This window comes from Mesorhizobium sp. M0815 (assembly GCF_040319995.1).
In the GTDB taxonomy this organism is placed as follows: Bacteria; Pseudomonadota; Alphaproteobacteria; order Rhizobiales; family Rhizobiaceae; genus Mesorhizobium.
Window position 1 is genome coordinate 163,037 of record NZ_JAMYOU010000010.1, and the last position, 18,288, is coordinate 181,324.

Sequence of the window (18,288 nt, forward strand, 5' to 3'; positions counted from 1 at the left end):
GAAATGGCCATCCGTTCCGACTTGGTCACCCTTGAGGGCGAGGGAGGCGCTGATACGTCGCAGCGTCAAATGGCGATCACGGGCAAGGCAGGCAGCACCTTGTCCAAGGTGATGGGAAATTCACGCACACGCACTCCGGTCGCGTTGTAAATGGCGTTGGCGACGGCAGCCCCCGCACCGCAGACGCCGAGCTCGCCGAGACCCTTCGCGCCAAGTGGATTGGCCTTGTCGTCATCTTCCTCGAGGAAGACGACTTCCATCTCGGGGACGTCGCCATTGACCGGGACGTGATATTCGGCAAGATCGTGATTGACGAAGTGGCCATAGCGCGGATCGAGCACCGTCTGCTCCATCAGCGCCGCACCGATCCCCCAGGTCATGCCGCCGATGATTTGCGAGCGTGCAGTCTTGGGGTTGAGGATACGGCCCGCGCCGACCACAGTCAGCATCCGGCGCATGCGGATTTCACCGGTGTCGCAATCGACAGCGACCTTGGCGAAATGCGCTCCGTACGAATGCTGCGAATAAGTCTTGTACGACTCGGTGGTGGCGCCTGCGGCTACGGAGCCTTCGGCCTCGAACCCGTCGGGAGCGATCCTCCCGATGAGATCGGCCAGGCTCGCCGATCGCTGGCCGATCCTGACCTCGCTGTCGGCAAAGTTTGCCTCGGTGGCGTTCGCGCCGCGCAACGGTGACGCTTCGCTCGACTGCGCCGCGTCCAGGATCCGTCCTTTGAGGGCGTTGCACGCATTATACAGGGCCGAACCCGCGCTCGCCGCGCCCCAGGACCCGCCGGAGCCGGCGGTACGCGGGAAGCGGCTGTCGCCGAGCTCCACCTTGACGGACGAGATCGGCACGCCGAGGCTCTCGGCAGCAATCTGGGTCAGGATCGTATAGGTGCCGGTCCCAATGTCGGTCATGTCGAGCCGCGCCGTCACCCGACCGTCCCGGTCGATCGCAACCCGCGCCGTCGCCGCGCCGATGTAGTTCGGACGGATCGCCGCCGCCATGCCGTAGCCGATGAGCTTCCGGCCCTCCCGGGTGCGGCCCGGTGTCGGGTTTCTCCGCTCCCAACCGAAACGGCGGGCGCCTTCCTCCATGCAGGCGACGAGATTGCGGGTGGAGAACGGCACTTCGCGCTCGGGATCCTGAGCCGGTTCGTTGCGGATCCTGAGTTCGATCGGGTCCAGGCCGACCCGCTCGGCGAGCTCATCCACTGCGCATTCGAAAGCCAGCATGCCGGGCGCTTCGCCGGGCGAGCGCATCCATTCGCCGCGGTTGATGTCCAGCGGAACCAGGCGATGGCGGGTGAGACGGTTCGGCGCCGCATAGAGCGAGCGCGCAAAAACTGCCGTTTGTTCGCAGTACTCCTCGAAGCTGGACGTCGCGGACCAGACATCGTGCGCGATCCCGGTGAGCCGCCCATCGGTATCCGCGCCGAGACGTACCTGTTGGATCATCTCTGCACGGTGACCGGCATTGGCGAACATCTGTTGCCGCGTCAGCGCGATCTTCACGGGGCGCTGCAGGACCTGCGCTGCAAGTGCGGCCAGGATCGTATCGGCATGGGCAATCAGCTTGGAGCCGAAGCCCCCGCCGGTGAAAGGGCTCACGATGCGCACCCGCTCGAGCGGGATGCGAAGCGTGCTGGCGACGCCGGCCCGGAAGTTCGCGAGGGTCTGCGCCGATGTACGGATCGTCAGCTCGTTGCCTGACCAGGCGGCGAGCGTCGCATGCGGCTCCATCGGATTGTGATGTTCGAAGGGGGTCCCGTAAGTGGCATCGATCTTGATCGGCGCCGTCGCAAAGGCGCGCTCGAAGTCGCCGACCACGCTGTCGGTCTCGAAGCCGGCATTGGTCCGCTTTGGCGCGTAGGAGTCGGCGATATGTCCCGGTAGATCGTAGAGGCCCGGCTCCTCGTCGTAGCGCACTCTGATGAGGCCCGCAGCAGCGCGTGCCGCCTCGAATGTCTCCGCAACGACCAGCGCGACCGGCTCGTCGTAATACCGCACCCGATCGCTGTTGAGCGCAGGCCGGGCGCGGGTGAAGACCTCCGGCACCGTCGGCGTGACCGCCGGGCCGAAATCCGGCTGGGCCGGCGCATTGCGGTGCGTCATGACGAGCAGCACTGCCGGCGCCCGTTCGGCTTCGGTCGTGTCGATCTCGGCGATGCGGCCCTTGGCGACGGCGGCGCCGAGAATGTAGCCATAGGCTGTACCATCCAGCTCATTCTCGTAAGCGTATGTGGCGCCGCCCGTCACTTTGAGCGGACCGTCGATGCGGTCGATCGGCCTCCCGATGATGCCAGCACCGGGACGCGGTTTCACTCTTGAATGGGTGGCGGAGCCGGGCAGTCCGGGTATGGTCTCGTTCATAAGTCACCTAAAGATTTTCATTTGGAGTTCGGAAGCATCGAGGCCGCGACGACGCCTCTTTCCTCGCACCTTCATGTTCGTCGCGCAGCGGCCGGAGCTCACGCGGCGATCTCGCCGAAATACTCGCGAAACTCGACCAGCTTCCCTGTCGGGCCGGCGCGCATGAAGATCGCATGCAGGCCAGTGTAGGGCGCGCCGCTGATTGTCCCGCTCCCGCGATCGCAGACGATGACCCAGTCGGCGGCGAAGAGCTTGAGATCGACGGTCGATTTCGTGATCCTGTTTCCTTGCGCTTGATGCGCGGCGGTCCAGGCTGCGAGTGCCGGCTTGCCTTCTGGCGGTCCGTATCGGCCTCGTTGCTCGCCGACAGGGAATTGGAAGGTCATCGTCTCATCGCAACAATCAAGGAATGCCGTCCAGTCGCCGGAGGCCCAGCCGGCAAAGAAGGCGTCGACGGCGGCCTCGAGCACGTGACGAGCTCCCGGGTCGGATGTGGCGCCCCAAGCTGCGGCGGCAGAAACAAAAAGGCCGCCACCCGCGGCGGCAACGGCGCGTCGCGTGAGTTTCATATCGATCTCCTGCTCGGCGCCTGCATCCGGGAACCGCTGTTCGCGGTCGTCGTCTCTGTCATCGCATCACCTCACGCACGTTTGACGGCAGCAGCGAGCGTGTGCCGCATCGTCCGTTTCGCCAGCGGGATCTTGAAATCATTGCCGCCATGCCCGACGGCTCCGGCGAGCGCGGCTTCGGCCGCGTCGGTAAAGGCACCGTCGGACGCTGGCGCTCCGATGAGCTCGCGCTCCGCCTCCGTCGCGCGCCAGGGCTTCGCGGCCACGCCGCCAATGGCGATCCGAGCGCTTCGGATACGGTCGCCGCTTTTTTCGACGATTGCTGCCACCGACACCAGTGCGAAGGCGTAGGAAGCACGGTCGCGCACCTTGCGGTAAAGCTGCCGGCCTGGTGGTGGCGGCGGCAGGGTAACGGCGACGACCATTTCGCCGTGGCCGAGCACCGTCTCCACGTCGGGCATCGTCTCGGGCAATCGATGGAAATCGCCGATCGGGATCGTGCGGCTCTCCCCGCCGGCCGATATAGTCTCGATCATTGCGTCGAGCCTGGACATGGCGACCGCCATGTCCGAAGGATGGACCGCGATGCAGGCTTCGCTCGCGCCCAGTACAGCGTGCATGCGGTTGAAGCCTTGAAGCGCCGCGCAGCCCGAACCCGGCTGGCGCTTGTTGCAGGGCATGTTGCGGTCGTAGAAGTAGGGGCAGCGCGTGCGTTGCAGGAGATTGCCGCTGGTCGAAGCCTTGTTGCGTATCTGGCCGGACGCTCCCGCCAGCAGCGCTTGTGTGAGCATCGGATAGCGGGACCTCACCCGCGGGTCGGCGGCAAGATCGCTGTTGCGGACCTGGGCGCCGACCCGAAGCCCGCCTTCTGCCGTCTCCTCGATCCGATCAAGCGGCAGCCGGCTGATGTCGACGAGATGCGCTGGGCGCTCGATATCGAGCTTCATCAGGTCGAGCAGGTTGGTGCCGCCGCTGATGAACTTGGCGTCCGGCCGGGCCGCGACCGCGGCGGCCGCCTGCTGGGCACTCGTTGCACGTTCATAAGTGAAGGACTGCATTGCTCATGCCTCCTCTGCCGCGTCGCGGATTGCAGCGACGATGTTCGGATAAGCGGCACAACGGCAGATGTTGCCGCTCATCCGCTCGCGGATCTCGGCATCGCTGAGAGCGACGGAAGCCGCTGCCACGTCGGCGCTCGCATGGCTCGGCCAGCCGGCCTTGGCTTCGCCCAGCATACCGACCGCCGAGCAGATCTGGCCTGGCGTACAGTAGCCGCACTGGAAACCGTCGCGGGCGATGAAGGCGGCCTGCACCGGATCCAGCCGGTCACCCTCGGCAAGGCCCTCGACCGTGGTGATCTCGTCGCCATCATGCATTGCGGCAAGCGTCAGGCAGGAATTGATCCGGCGTCCATCGACAAGCACCGTGCATGCGCCGCACTGGCCGTGATCGCAGCCCTTCTTCGAGCCGGTGAGGCCGAGATGGTTGCGCAGGGCATCGAGCAGCGTCGTCCGCGGGTCGAGTTCGACGGCAAGGTCCTTCGCGTTGATCCGCAACGATATCGGCATCGTCGGTACCGGCGTGGCCGATGCCGTCGCCGTGACGGTGTCGGCCGGCTCGGCGCCGACCGGTATCCCGGTAGCCAGGAGCACCCCGGTCGCCACCCCGCCCTCCAACACGGTTCGACGCGTTGGCCCCCTCCTGTTGTCTGTTTTGGCCATGCAAGATCTCCCAGTCGCAATGAAGGACGCAGACGGCAATTTGACCCCGACAGCGGACCCTCGGGTTCGGTCATCGACACTGGAGGTGGGGGCGCACGCAGCGGCTTTCTTTCAAGAAACCGGCGGCACTATCAGGATTCTGGAGAAGAATTCACCCGATAGGCACGAGGCGTCATGCCCCTGAGACGCCGGAACGTCGTGGTGAAGTGGCTCTGGCTTGAAAAGCCGAGCCGAAAGGCAATGGTACTGATCGACAAACCCGTTTCGCGCAACAGTGCCTCCGCTCGCCGCACCCGTTCCTCGATTACATAGGCATAGGGGGCAAGACCGGTCGTCGCCTTGAAGCGCCGCGCAAAACTGTCGACGGCCAAGTCGGCGACAGCTGCAAGCTCGCTTAGCGAAATGTCGGAATTCATACGTGCATCGATATAATCCCGAACTCGACCAAGTGCTCGGCGGCTGAGACAGCCGTGACGTACGAGCGGCTGTTGCTCCCGGCTCAGGTTGGCCACGCGGAGGCTGACGAGGGCCACCAGATGCTCGACATAGGCAGTGTCCGGCTTGTGACCGAGGGCCATCTCGTCGCGAAGCGAACTCAGCAGCGTGGCGACGACCGCGTCCTTCTTGTTTACCAGTATCGGCAGGTTCCTCAGGCGTTCGCATCCGGGAAGCCCGATATCGGGATCGATCCACAGGGCTGAATATGAGAGGTTTACATCGCGATAGAGGCCCTGTCGCTCCGCGCCTGCCGGGACGAAGGTGAGGGCTCCGGGACGATCCATTCCGTCGTAGAGGGATCTTGCCTCGTGCCGGATAGACGTATGGGACGTGCCGCCTTCTTCGGTCAGCACGATCAGATGATGAGGGGCTGTCCAGCGGAGCTCCGCCTCCCGGCACGCCCACCGCCGGTTGTCGAAAACGATCGAGGAGCTGACCCATGACGCGGTTTGCAGGGGCTCCGACTTTTCCTCCTGGCTCCGAACCCGTCCGTCACCAAGCAGCGGTCTGAATGACATCGCGGCATCCCGCTGGTTCACTCGCCGAGCCGTGGTCAGCCCCGGCTTGAGCGTTGCGCCGCCCCGCCGCTACGCATACGACCGTCCATCTGGGACAGGCAACGGACGTTTTTAACCGCGCCGTGTTCAAGAAATCGTGAGATCAGGCAAAATCCAGGGCTCCTCCTGGCACTCCAAAGCGGATCATCCGCGCTCGGGAAACATCGCCTTCAGGCCTTCGCGCGAGGCCGTGGCGACGCCGCGTTCGGTGATCAAGCCGGTGACCAGCCGCGCCGGCGTCACGTCGAAGGCAGGGTTGGCCGCCGGCGTGGCTTCCGGCGACACGCGGACCTGGGCAATCTCGCCGGAAGCGGTCTTGCCCCAGACCAGCGAGACCTCGTCGGGCGAACGCTGCTCGATCGGGATTTCGGCCAACCCGTCCCCCACTGTCCAGTCGATCGTCGGCGACGGCAGCGCGACATAGAACGGCACGTCGTTGTCGGCGGCGGCCAGTGCCTTGAGATAGGTACCGATCTTGTTGCAGACATCGCCGTCGGCGGTGGTCCTGTCGGTGCCGACGACGACCATGTCGACCTGGCCGCGCTGCATCAGATGGCCGCCGGCATTGTCGACGATCAGCGTGTGCGGCACGCCGTGGCCGGCCATCTCCCAGGCGGTCAATTGGGCGCCCTGGTTGCGCGGTCGCGTTTCGTCGACATAGACGTGGACTGGAATGCCGGCTTCCGTCGCCAGATAGATCGGCGCGGTGGCGGTGCCGTAGTCGACGGTGGCCAGCCAGCCGGCATTGCAGTGGGTCAGGATGTTGACCGGTTCGCCCGGCTGCTTGCGCGCCGCGATCACCTTGATGATTTCGAGCCCATGGGCGCCGATGGCGCGGTTGAGGCCGACATCCTCGTCGGCGATCTTGCCGGCACGCCGATAGGCGGCTGCGGCACGTTCTGCCAGGGGAAGCGCCAGCAGGAAGCGCTGCATTTCATTCAGCGCCCAGCGCAAATTGATCGCCGTCGGGCGCGTTTCGTGCAGGGTTGCCCAGACGGCGTCGAGCGCCGCGTCCGACGGATCGTCGGCCATCTGCATGGCGACGCCATAGGCGGCGGTGACGCCGATCAGCGGCGCCCCGCGCACCCACATGTCGCGGATTGCCGTGGCGATGCCGGCGACGGTATCGATCTTTTCGATGCGGAAATCATGCGGCAGCCAGCGCTGGTCGATGATTTCCACCGAACGCCCGTCGTCACTCGGCCAGATGGTGCGGTAGTGGCGGTCGCCGACGTTCAAATCCTGCTCTCCCGTTCGATCAGCGCGGCCAACTGGTTGACCTCGTCGATGCTGTGGATCTGGCGCCGGTTGACGGCGAGGTGACGGCCGAATTTCAGCGCCTTTGCCTCACATCTGGCGCGCAGATCCTGATCGGCAATGGTCTCGAAATCGGCATTGTGGGCAAGTCCGAGAATTCGCCGGTGAACCTCGACGCCGGCAAAGCCGAGCAGATCGGTCCAGATCGAATGCAGCATGTGGTCGAGCGCCTGCTCGGCGCCAAGACTGTCGCCCTGATCCTCGAACAGGCTCTTCTGGTAGAGCATGCCGTCACGCTCGGTTCGCCACAGATGCGAGAACTCGGCGCGGAATGCCGACCATGTCTCGACCGTGACGTCGAGCAGATATGCGCGCATGGCGTCGCGCTTGCCATTCTGCTCATGGCCGCGCTGCGAGAAGAACGCCATCCAGAAATTGGCGAGCAGCATGCCGACATCGAAGGCGATCGGCCCGTAGAAGGCGAATTCGGGGTCGATCATCCGCGTTTCGGTGTCGGTGACCATGATCGAGCCGGAATGCAGGTCGCCATGCAGCAGCGTCTCGGCATTGGCGGCGAAGAGGTGCTTCATCCGCTGCGCCTCGACCTTGAGGTCGCGGTCGGCGCGCAGTTCGGCGACAATGCCATCGAGCTGCGGGCTGGTGTGCCGGTTCATCTTGGCATCGAAATACGGGTCCGAGAAAACCAGGTTCTCGGTGATGTCGCAGAGTTCGACATTGTCGGCGAACAGCGCCAGATCGGCCTTGCGGTCCTTGGTCGCCATATGCAGGTCGGAGCCGCGAAACAGCGTGCGGGCCATGAACAGGCCGATGTCTTTCGCGATGTTGGGCAGTTGCCGGCCCTCGATCAGCGCCCGCCGCAGGATAATGTGCGGCGACAGATATTCCATGATGATCAGCGCCTGGCCTTCGTCGAAGTGATAGATATCAGGCACGGAACCCGGCGCCCGCGCCTGTTGCCGCGTCAGCGCATGATATTCGAAAAAGGAGCGTTTCAACGGCAGCGGCCAGCTGTCGCCGACCAGCCGGACGTAGGGCAGGGCCTGCTTGACCACGGCCGCACCCTCAGCACCCTCGACAATGAACACCAGGTTCAGATTGCCGTCGCCGACTTCACGAACCTTCCAGTGGCTCGTATCCTTGCCGATCTGCGAACAAAGGGCCTCGTTGGCACCGAGACGGCCCGCCAGTGTCTCGACCGACAGTGCTTCGAACGGCGATTTTCCAGTCATCCTCACCTCCCGCTTATGTGCTCCGATGATAGCGGAGTCATGGCGGTCGGGCCAAGCTAGGAAGCCTGCTGGCAATTGTCAATCGTGTTGACAATTGCCGATATATAGCCCATAGCGTCACGGTCAGGGAGGAACGAATGGGCAATGATGCCGTGTTCCGCGTCGACGGCCTGAGGAAATCCTTTGGCCATATCGAGGTGCTTGGCGGCGTCTCGCTCGAATTGCATGCCGGCGAAGTGACCGTGCTGATGGGTGCCAACGGCGCCGGCAAATCCACCCTCGTCAAGATCATCAGCGGCGTCTACGACCATGGCGGCGGCTCGATGTCGCTTGCCGGTCAGGACTTTGTGCCGAGAACGCCGGCCGAGGCGATCCGCGCCGGCGTCGTCACCGTCCACCAGAACATCAATGACGGCGTCGTCGCCGACCTCGACGTCGCAACCAACCTCACCCTCGACAGGCTGAGCGGCAGCGGCGTGCCGACGCTATTCAAGCCGGGCCGGGTGCGCCGTGAGGCCAAGGCGGTTGCCAACCGCATGGGGCTGGCCATCGACCTCAAGGCCCGCATCAGCCATCTCTCGCTGGCCGATCGTCAGATGGTGGCGATCGCCCGCGCCATGGCGCACCGGCCGAAAGTGCTGATCCTCGACGAGCCGACCTCCTCGCTGTCCAGTGCCGAAGCCGACCGGCTGTTCGCATTGCTCGACCGGCTTCGCCAGCAAGGCGTAGCCATTCTCTACATTTCGCACCGTATGTCTGACATCAGACGGCTTGCCGACCGCATCATTTCGATGCGCGATGGGGTCATCTCAGGCATCTTCGACAGGAAGCCGCTGGATTTTGAAGGTGCGGTCAACGCCATGCTCGGCCGCAAGATCCAACTCGAGCGGATCGTCGCCAGGAATTCGGCCAAAGCAATTTTTACTGCCGACGGTTTGCGGATTGCCGAAGGCGCCAGGCCGATTTCGCTGACGCTCGGCGACGGCGAGGTCGTCGCCATCACCGGCCTCGTCGGCGTCGGCAAGACCGCGCTGGCCGAGACGCTGTTCGGTTTGCGCCAGCCGCTGTCCGGGACCATGGTGCTGAACGGGAAACCCTATGCTCCGGCGTCGACCGGCGAAGCGATTGCCGCCGGCGTGTTTCTCGTCGCCAAGGACCGGGGCGAGAACGGCATCGTCGGCGGCTTCAACATCCAGGAAAATATCAGCCTGCCGTTCCACAGGCGCATGTCGCGTCTCGGCGTCCTCAAGCGCCGCATCGAACGCGCCATTGCCCGCCGGCAGATCCAGGAACTCGGCATCGTCTGCCGCTCGGAGAAGGACGAGATGTCGTCGCTTTCGGGCGGCAATCAGCAGAAGGTGATGGTCGCCCGCTGGATGTCGCAGACCGCAAGGCTTTTCATCCTCGACGAGCCGTTTCAGGGCGTCGACATTTCGGCTAGGCGCGATATCGCTGCCAAGCTGCGGGCCAGCGCCAGCGGCCGCGCGACGCTGCTGTTCGTCACCGAACTGGACGAAGCCCTGGAGACGGCCGATCGCATTCTGGTGATGTCGGAGCAGACGATCGTCGGCGAGCACCGCAACACCGATGTCGATCTCGAGCGGCTGCTGGCCGAAGTGGCGGGCGGGCCGTTGCACAGCGCAGCCTGACGGCAGGAAGACGATGAGAATTGGAATGGAGAGGGCATGAGTTCAGGTTGGGTAAAGACAGTGCCAGCGTGCGGGAGCGCTGAATGATCCTGCGCGACCGTGCCATCCGGTATGGCTTCATCGTCCTGTTGTTCGGTCTGATCGCCTATTTCGCCATTGCCGCCGATGGCTTCGTGTCGCCGCAAAGCGCCGTCTTCATCTTCCAGTCGGTCGCCATCACCGGCGTTCTGGCGCTCGGCGTCACCGCCACGCTGGTCGTCGGCGGCTTCGACTTGTCGATCGGCTCGGTCGCCACCAGCGCCATGATGGCGGCTGCCTACGTCATGGTGGTGCTGGAGCAGAATGCCGTCGTGGCGGTCGTCGCCTGTCTTGTGATCGGCGCCGTTGTCGGCCTCATCAATGGCTGGCTGATCGTCTATATGCGGGTGCCGGACCTTTTGGCGACGCTCGGCATGATGTTCCTGCTCGTCGGCCTGCAGCGCATCCCTACCGAGGGCCGTTCGATCGCCACCGGCATGACCATGCCCGACGGCTCGGTCGCCAACGGCAGCTTCGGCGCCGCGTTCCTGGCGCTTGGCCGCCATCGCTTCGATTTCTTCATCCCGAACCTCATTCCGGTGTCGGTCGTCGTCCTGCTCGTGCTGGCGGTGCTGATCTGGTTCTTTCTCGAATACACCCGTTTCGGCCGCATGATGTACGCCGTCGGCAGCAACGAGCGCGCTGCCGAACTCGCCGGCGCGCCTGTCAAGGCATACAAAATCTGGGCCTACGTTATTTCTGGGGTTTTTGCCTCGATCGGCGGCATTTTGCTTGCCGCCCGGCTTGGACGCGGCGACATCGCCTCGGGTAATAATCTGTTGCTCGACGCGGTGGCTGCGGCACTCATCGGTTACGCGGTTCTCGGCGCCGCCAAACCGAACGCCTTCGGCACGGCCGTCGGCGCGGTGTTTGTCGGCGTGCTGCTGCAGGGCCTGACGATGATGAACGCGCCTTACTACACGCAGGATTTCGTCAAGGGCGTGGTTCTCGTGGTCGCCCTTGTCTTCACCTTCGCCCTGTCCGGCAGGGGCAGGAGATAGGGTTCGACCGGGTCACATTTTGGGTTCAACAAGTGGAGGAAACGACGTGAACATCACAAGAAGACTTTTGGGGAAAGCAGCGCTCGGGCTTGCCGGCGCAACATTGCTGATGCAGTTGCCGGCAATTGCGCAGGACAGGCCGGCGCCGTTCGACAAGCCGGGTGCCGTCAAGATCGCGCTGGTCCGCTATCTCTCGACCGGCGACTTCTTCCAGGCCTATCTCTCCGGCGTTGAGGCGCAGGCCAAGGCGCTCGGCGTCGACCTGCGCGTGCTCGACAGCCGTCAGGACGCGGCGCTTCAGGCGGACATGGTCGACCAGGCCATCGCGCTCGGCGTCCAGGGCATCATCATCCAGCACGGATTGACGGAATCGATGAAGGACGCCGCCCAGCGTGCCGTCGATGCCGGCATCAAGGTCGTCGCCTTCGACGTCAATGTCGAAAACCCCAAGATCCCGCAGATCGAACAGTCCGACCGCGACCTCGCGCGCCTGGCGCTCGAACAGGCGGTCAAAGACAATGGCGAGAGCTGGAAGGCCGGCTATGTCTATGTCGCCGGCATCGCCCCGCTCGATCGCCGCAACGAGACCTGGGTCGAATTCAAGAAGAAATATTCGGGCATCAACGAAGCCGCCATGTTCGGCACGCTCGACAATCCGATCGCCAATTCGGTTGCCAACCAGGCTCGCTCGGTGTTGTCGGCTCATCCCGACATCAAGGTGATGTTCGCGCCCTATGACGAATTCGCCAAGGGTGTAAAGATCGCCGTCGACGAGGCCGGGCTGAACAAGGACATCAAAATCTATTCGGCCGACATATCGACCTCCGACATCGCCGCGATGCGCGAGCCCGACAGCGCCTGGGCGGCAACCGCCGCCACCAACCCGGCCGTCGTCGGTCAGGTCTCGGTGCGTGCGCTGGCGCAGCTCTTGGCCGGCGAAGACCCCGGCCATAACGTCATTGTGCCACCGACGCTGATCACCCAGAAGGACCTGCTCGACAAGGAGATCAAGAACATGGAGGACCTCTCGGCCAAGCTGCCGCAATTCGCCCATGCCGATGTCGCCATGCCGGCCTGGATGCCGAACCCGAACGCGAAGTAACTTTCGACACGAGCAAAACAATAGCCGCCTGCAGCAGCTTGCTGCAGGTGGTTTTTTTGTCGAAGATGTCTGGCGCCGGGCTGCCGAATTTCAATTGTCGCAGTCTCCGGTTTTGCATGCCGATTGAAATCAGGATTCAGCGGGTACATGGAGGTGCGGGCGGTAGTAGAGGAAAGTCTTGCCGGCGCCGTCGCTGGAACATTTTTTCGACGCTCGCAGGCCACCACGGGCGTTGTGGTGTTGGGTGGATCGAGTGGTCGTGTTGATGTCGGGCGCGCGCGGCTTTTTACAGATGCCGGTACGTCGGCCTTGGCGTTGCAGTGGTTTGGCGGCGAGGGCCAGATTCCGGGAATATGTGAAATTCCCCTGGAAACGTTCTTTGCAGCAACAGACTATCTCATTGAAACAGGGTGCCGTCGCATCGTTTATGTCGGCACATCCAAAGGTGCCGAGGCCTCATTGCTTGCCGCGGTCCATGACCAGCGAATCAACGCGGTGGTCGCGATCAGCCCGTCATCGGTAGTTTGGGGGAATATCGGTGCGGGCCGGGATGGTGCCAGTTGGCCTGAACGATCCTCATGGTCGCTCAACGGTATCGCGTTGCCGTTTGTGCCGGCAGATCCAGATTGGACACGAGAGTATGTGGATGGCCTGGTATCTTACAGAGGGCTTTTCGAATGCTGTTTGAAAACCTTCAAGAGCGAATCGAATGCGGCGACCATCCCCGTTGAGACCATATCGGCCGAGCTTCTGCTTGTCGCCGGTGGCAACGATGCGCTGTGGCCTTCCCTATCGTTCGCCCGAGATATTATTAGGCGGCGCGGCGAAGCAGGTAAGGTCACTCATCTCATTTCGTCGCCGGATGCGGGACACCGCATTCTGTTGCCAGGCGAGAGCACACCACGCTCGACATTGCACGCACATGGAGGCAATGACGAGGCCGATTCAAAGCTGGGCAGAAAGGCTTGGGAAGGCATCCGAGGCCTGCTGTAGTAGCAGTTCGAGAATGCCTTCCATGGCCGTGTCGCAAAATTCCGAGTTGCGTGCCTGTCTCGGCCGGTTCCGCCTACCGCAGCGCCGCCGCGATGTTGCCGCCGTCGACCGTCGTCACATCGGCTGTGGTCCGATCGGCCAGCGCTTGATGCAGAAAGGCCTGGGCGACGTCTTCGGCCGTCACTTCCTGCCCGAGCAGGTTGCCGGACATGTACTCCTTCTCCGATACGCCGCGCGCGCCCGAGCGGCTGGCGATCATGGCGTCGGTCAACAGCCCCGAACGGATGCGGTCGGCGTTGACGGCATTGGAGCGGATGCCTTGCGCGCCGTAGTCGAGCGCATATTGCCTGGACATGAACAGCGTTGCCGCCTTCGGGATGCCGTAAGCGCCGAACTTCGGTCCCGGATTGATCGCCTGCTTGGAGGTATTGAACAACAGCACGCCGCCGGTGCCCTGTTCGAGCATGATGCGCACGGCATTCTGCGCCGCCGACTGGTGGGCGAAGAAATTGAGTTCGAAACTTTTGCGCAAAGTGGCGTCGTCGAGCTCGCCGATCCGGCCCTCCCAGGCTGCGCCCGCATTGGAGACGAGAATGTCGAGGCCGCCGAAGACGGCGACGGCTTTGTCGAACGCAGCGCGCATCTGCTCCGGATCGGTGATGTCGGCGCCAATGCCGATCGAACCGTTACCGGCTTTTTTGGCGGCCTCGGCAGCTCTTGACCCGTCGACATCGACGACCACCGCATGGGCACCGTTGTCGGCGAATAGCTTTGCCGTGGCAGCACCGATCGCGCCGGCGCCGCCGGTGACCAGTACCACCTGGCCGGTCAGCGGCTTCGGCTTGTTGGCGGCGAGTTTGGCCTGTTCCAGCGACCAGTATTCGAGCGGGAACAGATCGGCTTTGGAGAGCGGGCGGAAATCGCCGACGGCTTCGGCGCCGCGTACCGCCTCGATCCACATTTCGCCGACGTCGGAGGCGATCTTCGCGTCCTTGAGCGTGCGGCCGTGGCCGAACATGCCGAGGCCGGGCACCAGCGTCAGCCGTGGCATCGTGTCGAGCATGGTGCGCTTCACGTCGTCGAGCGCATCGTTGGTTTCGAAATAGGCGCGATAGTCCTTGGCGAATTTTTCGACATGCTGGCGGATGACGGATTTGTAGTCGCCGACATTGTCCGCGTCGGGCGCCGGCAGTGCCATCGGTCCGGTCTTGATGCGGATCGACAGGTCGGGCGTCGACACGCCGCGTCCGGCATAGTCGGCAATTCTAGCCGAATTGATGAAATCGACGATCGCATCCGAGGTGCGGAAATCGCTGACCATGCGGTCGAAGCGGCCTTCGCCGCGTGCCACCGCCACCGCGCCGCGCAGCATCGGCGCAATGTCCGCGGGCTTGGCCAATCTGGCCGGCAAGGCCGCTTTTTCGGTGCGCGGCTTGCCGTGGCTGGCGATGAAATCCTCGGCGACGTTCACATAATGGATCATCCGGTCATAGGCCTGCCTGGCATCGTCGCCGAAGGTGAAAATGCCGTGCTTGTCGAGGATCAGGCCTTCGACCGTCGGGTCGGCGTCGAAAACATCGGCGGCAGCCTTCGCCAGATCGAAGCCCGGCATGATGTAAGGCACGAACCCCATTTTCTCGCCGAACACTTTTCTGCTCAGCGCCTCGCTGTCCTCCTGGTCGACGATGGCCAGGATTGCGGTCGAATGCGTGTGGTCAACGAATTTGTGCGGCAGGAAGGCGTGCAGCAGCGTCTCGACCGAAGGGTTGGGCGAGGACGGATCGATCAGGTTCGCCCGCTGCAGCGCGACCATGTCCTCGTCGGAGAGCTTCTTGAGCGACCGCGCCTTCAACAGCGCGCCGAGCTTGACCGCCGGCAGGCCCTGCGGCTCGATGACGCCCATGTCCCAGCCGCTGCCCTTGACGCAGAGCACGTCCCATTCGTCGCCGACAAGATCGGTGGCCTTGGTCTTGCACGAGGTGTTGCCGCCGCCATGCAGGACGAGCCGCGGCTCGCCGCCCAGCAGCCTGGTCGTATAGACGCGCAGCGCCAGGTCGCGGGCCACACCCTTCTTTGCATAGTCGGCGACCAGCTTCTCCGCGTCGCCGTCATTCCACAGGTTCTTCATGTCAGCTTCGTCCGATTTCTCTTTTGTTGTGAACAGGAATGCCGCGACGCCCTGATGACAATGCGTCGGCGACTGAAACTAGGTATCAGGCGACCTTTTCTGCTACTGCTCCGGCATGGTCGAGCAGCCGTCGCGCCATGCGCGCGCCGACGACGAGATGGGTGCAGAGCCCGCCGGCGATCGCCGCGACGAGCGGTTCGAACTTGCTCTCTTCCTGCACCACCACAAGGCGCTTTTCGATCTGGCGCAGCGATGACAGCTCTGCCGAAATCAGCCGGCGGTTGTAGCTGCAGTCGAGCGCCTGGCCTTCGGTATCGATGATCTGCCCGGCAATGACGCCGGCTGCACCCGCCTTGCGCAATGCAGCCATTTCGCTTGGCGTCAGCGCGCCGCATTTGACCAGATGGCTGTCGGTATCCACCGAGCCAACCGAGTATAGCGCCAGGTCGCAGTCACCGATACCCGACAACTGCTCGCGGATCACCGGTTCGGCGCGCAGGCCGCGTGCCAGTTCTTCCGTCGTCAGCACCAGCGGCGCGTAAAAATTCAGCCCCTTGGCATTGAGCCGGCGCGCGATTTCCATGGTGCATTGGTCCGGCCGGTACGAATAGGGTGCTCCCAGATTGCCGCAGAGCTGCACCACCGTCACGTCCTGCAGGTCGGCATAGGACATGATGTCGGCGATCGTGTAGATGGTCCGCCCCCAGGCGACGCCGATACGGTCGCCCTTCCTGACCAACTCAAGAAAGACGCTTGCCGCCAGCACCGCGATGTCGGTCGACGGATCGGCGACATAGCCGTTTTCCGGCGCGATCCAGACCGCGTCGAGCTTAAGCGCGTCTTCCAGCTTGCGTGCCAGCACGTCGTCGGTGAAAAGCTGGGTCGAGGTGGAGATGTTGACGATGCCGGTCTCGCGCGCCTTGCGCAGATACATGGCCACCGAGGCACGGGAAATCTTGAGTTGGCTGGCCACCTGGTCCTGGCGCAGGCCGTGTGCATAGTAAAGCCAGGCGGCCTTGTGGATAAGCTGTTCTGCCGGTCGGATCGCCATACCATCTCCTCGCTGACATTAGTCACGGCTCTCGACAAAAGTCAAATTGGGAGGAAGGCATAGATGCCCTTGCGCTCGCCGAATCTAGACCATTCTTGTGCCAAGCGCGGTCTATGATGGCATCGTTGGTGGTGACGGGCCGGAAGCCGGTAGCTAAAGTTCTCGACGAACACATTGCGGAGGACGGGATGGGCAATCCCTATGAACAGGACCTCGACCGGAACCCGGCCAACCACCAGCCGCTGACGCCGCTGACCTATTTTGAACGGGCGGCAAAAACCTTTCCCGACCAGACCGCCATCATCCATGGCCGCCAGCGCACGACCTATCGCGATTTCTGGAAGCGCTCGCTGAGGCTTGCCTCGGCGCTGGCGAAGCGCGGCATCGGCAGGGGCGACACCGTTACCGTCATGCTGTCCAACACGCCGCCGATGCTGGAAGCGCATTTCGGCGTGCCGATGACCAAGGCGGTGCTGCATTCGCTCAACACCCGCCTCGACGCCGCGGTCATTGCCTTCCAGCTCGAGCATGCCGAAACCAAGGTGCTGATCGTCGACCGCGAATTCGCCGGCGTGGTTCGACAAGCGCTGACGCTGGCCAAGGTCAAGCCGCTGGTGATCGACTACGACGATCCCGATTACGCCGCCGACGCGCCCTATGCCAAGGGCCTGCGGATCGGCACGCTCGACTACGAGGCGTTTGTCGCCGGCGGCGACGAGGATTTCGCCTGGTCGATGCCGGACGACGAATGGGACGCCATATCGCTCAACTACACCTCCGGCACGACAGGCAATCCGAAGGGCGTCGTCTGCCACCACCGCGGCGCGGCACTGATGGCCTATGCCAACACCATCCATGCCGGCATGGGCAAGCACCCGGTCTACCTCTGGACGTTGCCGATGTTCCACTGCAACGGCTGGTGCTTTCCCTGGACGCTTGCCGTGCAGGCTGGCACCCATGTCTGCCTGCGCTGGGTGCGGCCGAAGCCGATCTATGACGCCATCGCCGATCACGGCGTCACCCATCTCTGCGGTGCGCCGATCGTCATGTCGGTGCTGATCAACGCCAGGGACGAGGACAAGCGGCAGTTTCCGCAGACCGTCACCTTCAACACCGCCGCGGCGCCGCCGCCTGAGGCGGTGCTGTCGGGCATGGCCGATGCGGGTTTTGCCGTCACCCATCTCTACGGCCTGACCGAAACCTACGGCCCGGCCGTCGTCAACGAATGGCATGGCGATTGGGACCGGCTGGAGAAAGGGGCGAGGGTGGCAAAGAAGGCCAGGCAAGGCGTACGCTATGCCGCGCTCGAAGGCCTGACGGTGATGGACCCGCAGACGATGCAAGAGACGCCGGCCGACGGCGAGACGATCGGCGAGGTGATGTTCCGCGGCAATATCGTCATGAAGGGCTATCTCAGGAACCGCAAGGCGAGCGATGAGGCCTTTGCCGGCGGCTGGTTCCATTCGGGCGACCTCGGCGTCATGCACCCGGATGGCTACGTCCAGCTCAAGGACCGTTCCAAGGACATCATCATCTCCGGCGGCGAAAACATCTCCTCGATCGAGGTCGAGGAGGCACTCTACAAGCATCCTGCCGTCGCTTCTTGCGGCGTTGTCGCCCGATCCGACGACAAGTGGGGCGAGGTGCCGGTCGCCTATGTCGAGTTGAAGCCGGGCAAGGCGGCGACCGAGGCCGAAATCATTGAGCACTGCCGCGCGCTGCTCGCCCGCTTCAAGGTGCCGAAAGCGGTGATCTTTGCAGAAATCCCTAAGACTTCGACGGGCAAGATCCAGAAGTTCCGGCTGCGGGAGATGGCGAAGCAGCCTTAGCGCCTGACCCGAAAACGGAACCGATTTCGGGAGGCATCATTTCAAAATCCTGTGCGTTCAAAAAGACGCGCGGTGTTGCAGGCGCGCCCGGCGGGAACCACATGCGCTTCATGGGCCAACTCCGTCCAGAGATGTCACCATCTGTCATCAGCGGCGTAAGCTGGCCGAAATCAATTCTTGACAGGTGATGGTTTTCAATTTACGAGTGACGAAATTCTAAATTCGTCAGT

The 18,288-nt window shown here is 63.5% G+C and carries 14 protein-coding genes; 5 read left to right on the plus strand and 9 right to left on the minus strand.

Features of this window, described 5'->3' with window-relative positions; translation table 11 throughout:
* Window positions 1–65: 65 nt before the first annotated feature.
* From NKI01_RS14165 to mtnK, 7 genes are all read right to left on the minus strand, one after another.
* Entirely contained in the window at window positions 66–2,375 is a 2,310-nt protein-coding gene (locus tag NKI01_RS14165; protein WP_352963592.1) for a xanthine dehydrogenase family protein molybdopterin-binding subunit, read from the minus strand.
* A 98-nt stretch (window positions 2,376–2,473) separates the two neighbouring features.
* Window positions 2,474–2,944 (minus strand): nuclear transport factor 2 family protein, encoded by a 471-nt coding sequence (locus NKI01_RS14170; RefSeq protein WP_352963594.1) that lies wholly within the window; start codon window positions 2,942–2,944, stop codon window positions 2,474–2,476.
* A 71-nt stretch (window positions 2,945–3,015) separates the two neighbouring features.
* Window positions 3,016–4,002 (minus strand): FAD binding domain-containing protein, encoded by a 987-nt coding sequence (locus NKI01_RS14175; RefSeq protein ID WP_352963596.1) that lies wholly within the window; start codon window positions 4,000–4,002, stop codon window positions 3,016–3,018.
* A 3-nt stretch (window positions 4,003–4,005) separates the two neighbouring features.
* Complete coding sequence (locus NKI01_RS14180) at window positions 4,006–4,665, minus strand: 2Fe-2S iron-sulfur cluster-binding protein (RefSeq protein ID WP_352963598.1); 660 nt, start codon at window positions 4,663–4,665, stop codon at window positions 4,006–4,008.
* A gap of 131 nt (window positions 4,666–4,796) precedes the next feature.
* Complete coding sequence (locus tag NKI01_RS14185; protein ID WP_352963625.1) at window positions 4,797–5,681, minus strand: helix-turn-helix domain-containing protein; 885 nt, start codon at window positions 5,679–5,681, stop codon at window positions 4,797–4,799.
* Window positions 5,682–5,864: 183 nt separating this feature from the next.
* Window positions 5,865–6,959, minus strand: a complete 1,095-nt coding sequence (gene mtnA / locus NKI01_RS14190; protein ID WP_352963601.1) for an S-methyl-5-thioribose-1-phosphate isomerase — start codon at window positions 6,957–6,959, stop codon at window positions 5,865–5,867.
* Window positions 6,956–8,227 carry an S-methyl-5-thioribose kinase gene (gene mtnK / locus NKI01_RS14195; RefSeq protein WP_352963603.1) on the minus strand — a complete coding sequence of 424 codons (1,272 nt, stop codon included), beginning with the start codon at window positions 8,225–8,227 and terminating at the stop codon, window positions 6,956–6,958. The genes mtnA and mtnK overlap by 4 nt, the downstream gene beginning before the upstream one ends.
* A 137-nt stretch (window positions 8,228–8,364) precedes the next feature.
* Between mtnK and NKI01_RS14200 the strand changes: the two genes are divergently transcribed.
* From NKI01_RS14200 to NKI01_RS14215, 4 genes are all read left to right on the plus strand, one after another.
* Window positions 8,365–9,876, plus strand: coding sequence for a sugar ABC transporter ATP-binding protein (locus NKI01_RS14200; protein ID WP_352963605.1), 1,512 nt, complete (start codon window positions 8,365–8,367; stop codon window positions 9,874–9,876).
* Between the two features lie 83 nt (window positions 9,877–9,959).
* Window positions 9,960–10,955, plus strand: a complete 996-nt coding sequence (locus NKI01_RS14205; protein ID WP_023716746.1) for an ABC transporter permease — start codon at window positions 9,960–9,962, stop codon at window positions 10,953–10,955.
* Between the two features lie 46 nt (window positions 10,956–11,001).
* A complete protein-coding gene (locus tag NKI01_RS14210; RefSeq protein ID WP_352482691.1) occupies window positions 11,002–12,057 on the plus strand; it encodes a substrate-binding domain-containing protein in 1,056 nt (351 codons plus the stop codon).
* Between the two features lie 147 nt (window positions 12,058–12,204).
* Complete coding sequence (locus NKI01_RS14215; RefSeq protein WP_352963607.1) at window positions 12,205–13,050, plus strand: acyl-CoA thioester hydrolase/BAAT C-terminal domain-containing protein; 846 nt, start codon at window positions 12,205–12,207, stop codon at window positions 13,048–13,050.
* A gap of 73 nt (window positions 13,051–13,123) precedes the next feature.
* Here NKI01_RS14215 and NKI01_RS14220 read toward each other — a convergent pair whose 3' ends face one another.
* Together NKI01_RS14220 and NKI01_RS14225 are read right to left on the minus strand one after the other, a co-directional pair.
* Entirely contained in the window at window positions 13,124–15,178 is a 2,055-nt protein-coding gene (locus NKI01_RS14220; RefSeq protein WP_352482688.1) for a bifunctional aldolase/short-chain dehydrogenase, read from the minus strand.
* A gap of 85 nt (window positions 15,179–15,263) precedes the next feature.
* Window positions 15,264–16,229, minus strand: a complete 966-nt coding sequence (locus tag NKI01_RS14225; RefSeq protein WP_352482687.1) for a sugar-binding transcriptional regulator — start codon at window positions 16,227–16,229, stop codon at window positions 15,264–15,266.
* A gap of 188 nt (window positions 16,230–16,417) precedes the next feature.
* Here NKI01_RS14225 and NKI01_RS14230 point away from each other — a divergent pair, with 188 nt between their 5' ends.
* Window positions 16,418–18,058, plus strand: a complete 1,641-nt coding sequence (locus NKI01_RS14230; protein WP_352493974.1) for an acyl-CoA synthetase — start codon at window positions 16,418–16,420, stop codon at window positions 18,056–18,058.
* Window positions 18,059–18,288: the final 230 nt, after the last annotated feature.

What these genes read in the sequence shown, in the direction of transcription:
- NKI01_RS14165 (WP_352963592.1), bottom strand. Translation starts at nt 2,375, where the DNA reads ATGAACGAGACCATACCCGGACTGCCCGGCTCCGCCACCCATTCAAGA.
- NKI01_RS14170 (WP_352963594.1), bottom strand. Translation starts at nt 2,944, where the DNA reads ATGAAACTCACGCGACGCGCCGTTGCCGCCGCGGGTGGCGGCCTTTTT.
- NKI01_RS14175 (WP_352963596.1), bottom strand. Translation starts at nt 4,002, where the DNA reads ATGCAGTCCTTCACTTATGAACGTGCAACGAGTGCCCAGCAGGCGGCC.
- NKI01_RS14180 (WP_352963598.1), bottom strand. Translation starts at nt 4,665, where the DNA reads ATGGCCAAAACAGACAACAGGAGGGGGCCAACGCGTCGAACCGTGTTG.
- NKI01_RS14185 (WP_352963625.1), bottom strand. Translation starts at nt 5,681, where the DNA reads ATGTCATTCAGACCGCTGCTTGGTGACGGACGGGTTCGGAGCCAGGAG.
- mtnK (WP_352963603.1), bottom strand. Translation starts at nt 8,227, where the DNA reads ATGACTGGAAAATCGCCGTTCGAAGCACTGTCGGTCGAGACACTGGCG.
- NKI01_RS14200 (WP_352963605.1), top strand. Translation starts at nt 8,365, where the DNA reads ATGGGCAATGATGCCGTGTTCCGCGTCGACGGCCTGAGGAAATCCTTT.
- NKI01_RS14205 (WP_023716746.1), top strand. Translation starts at nt 9,960, where the DNA reads ATGATCCTGCGCGACCGTGCCATCCGGTATGGCTTCATCGTCCTGTTG.
- NKI01_RS14215 (WP_352963607.1), top strand. Translation starts at nt 12,205, where the DNA reads ATGGAGGTGCGGGCGGTAGTAGAGGAAAGTCTTGCCGGCGCCGTCGCT.
- NKI01_RS14220 (WP_352482688.1), bottom strand. Translation starts at nt 15,178, where the DNA reads ATGAAGAACCTGTGGAATGACGGCGACGCGGAGAAGCTGGTCGCCGAC.
- NKI01_RS14225 (WP_352482687.1), bottom strand. Translation starts at nt 16,229, where the DNA reads ATGGCGATCCGACCGGCAGAACAGCTTATCCACAAGGCCGCCTGGCTT.
- NKI01_RS14230 (WP_352493974.1), top strand. Translation starts at nt 16,418, where the DNA reads ATGGGCAATCCCTATGAACAGGACCTCGACCGGAACCCGGCCAACCAC.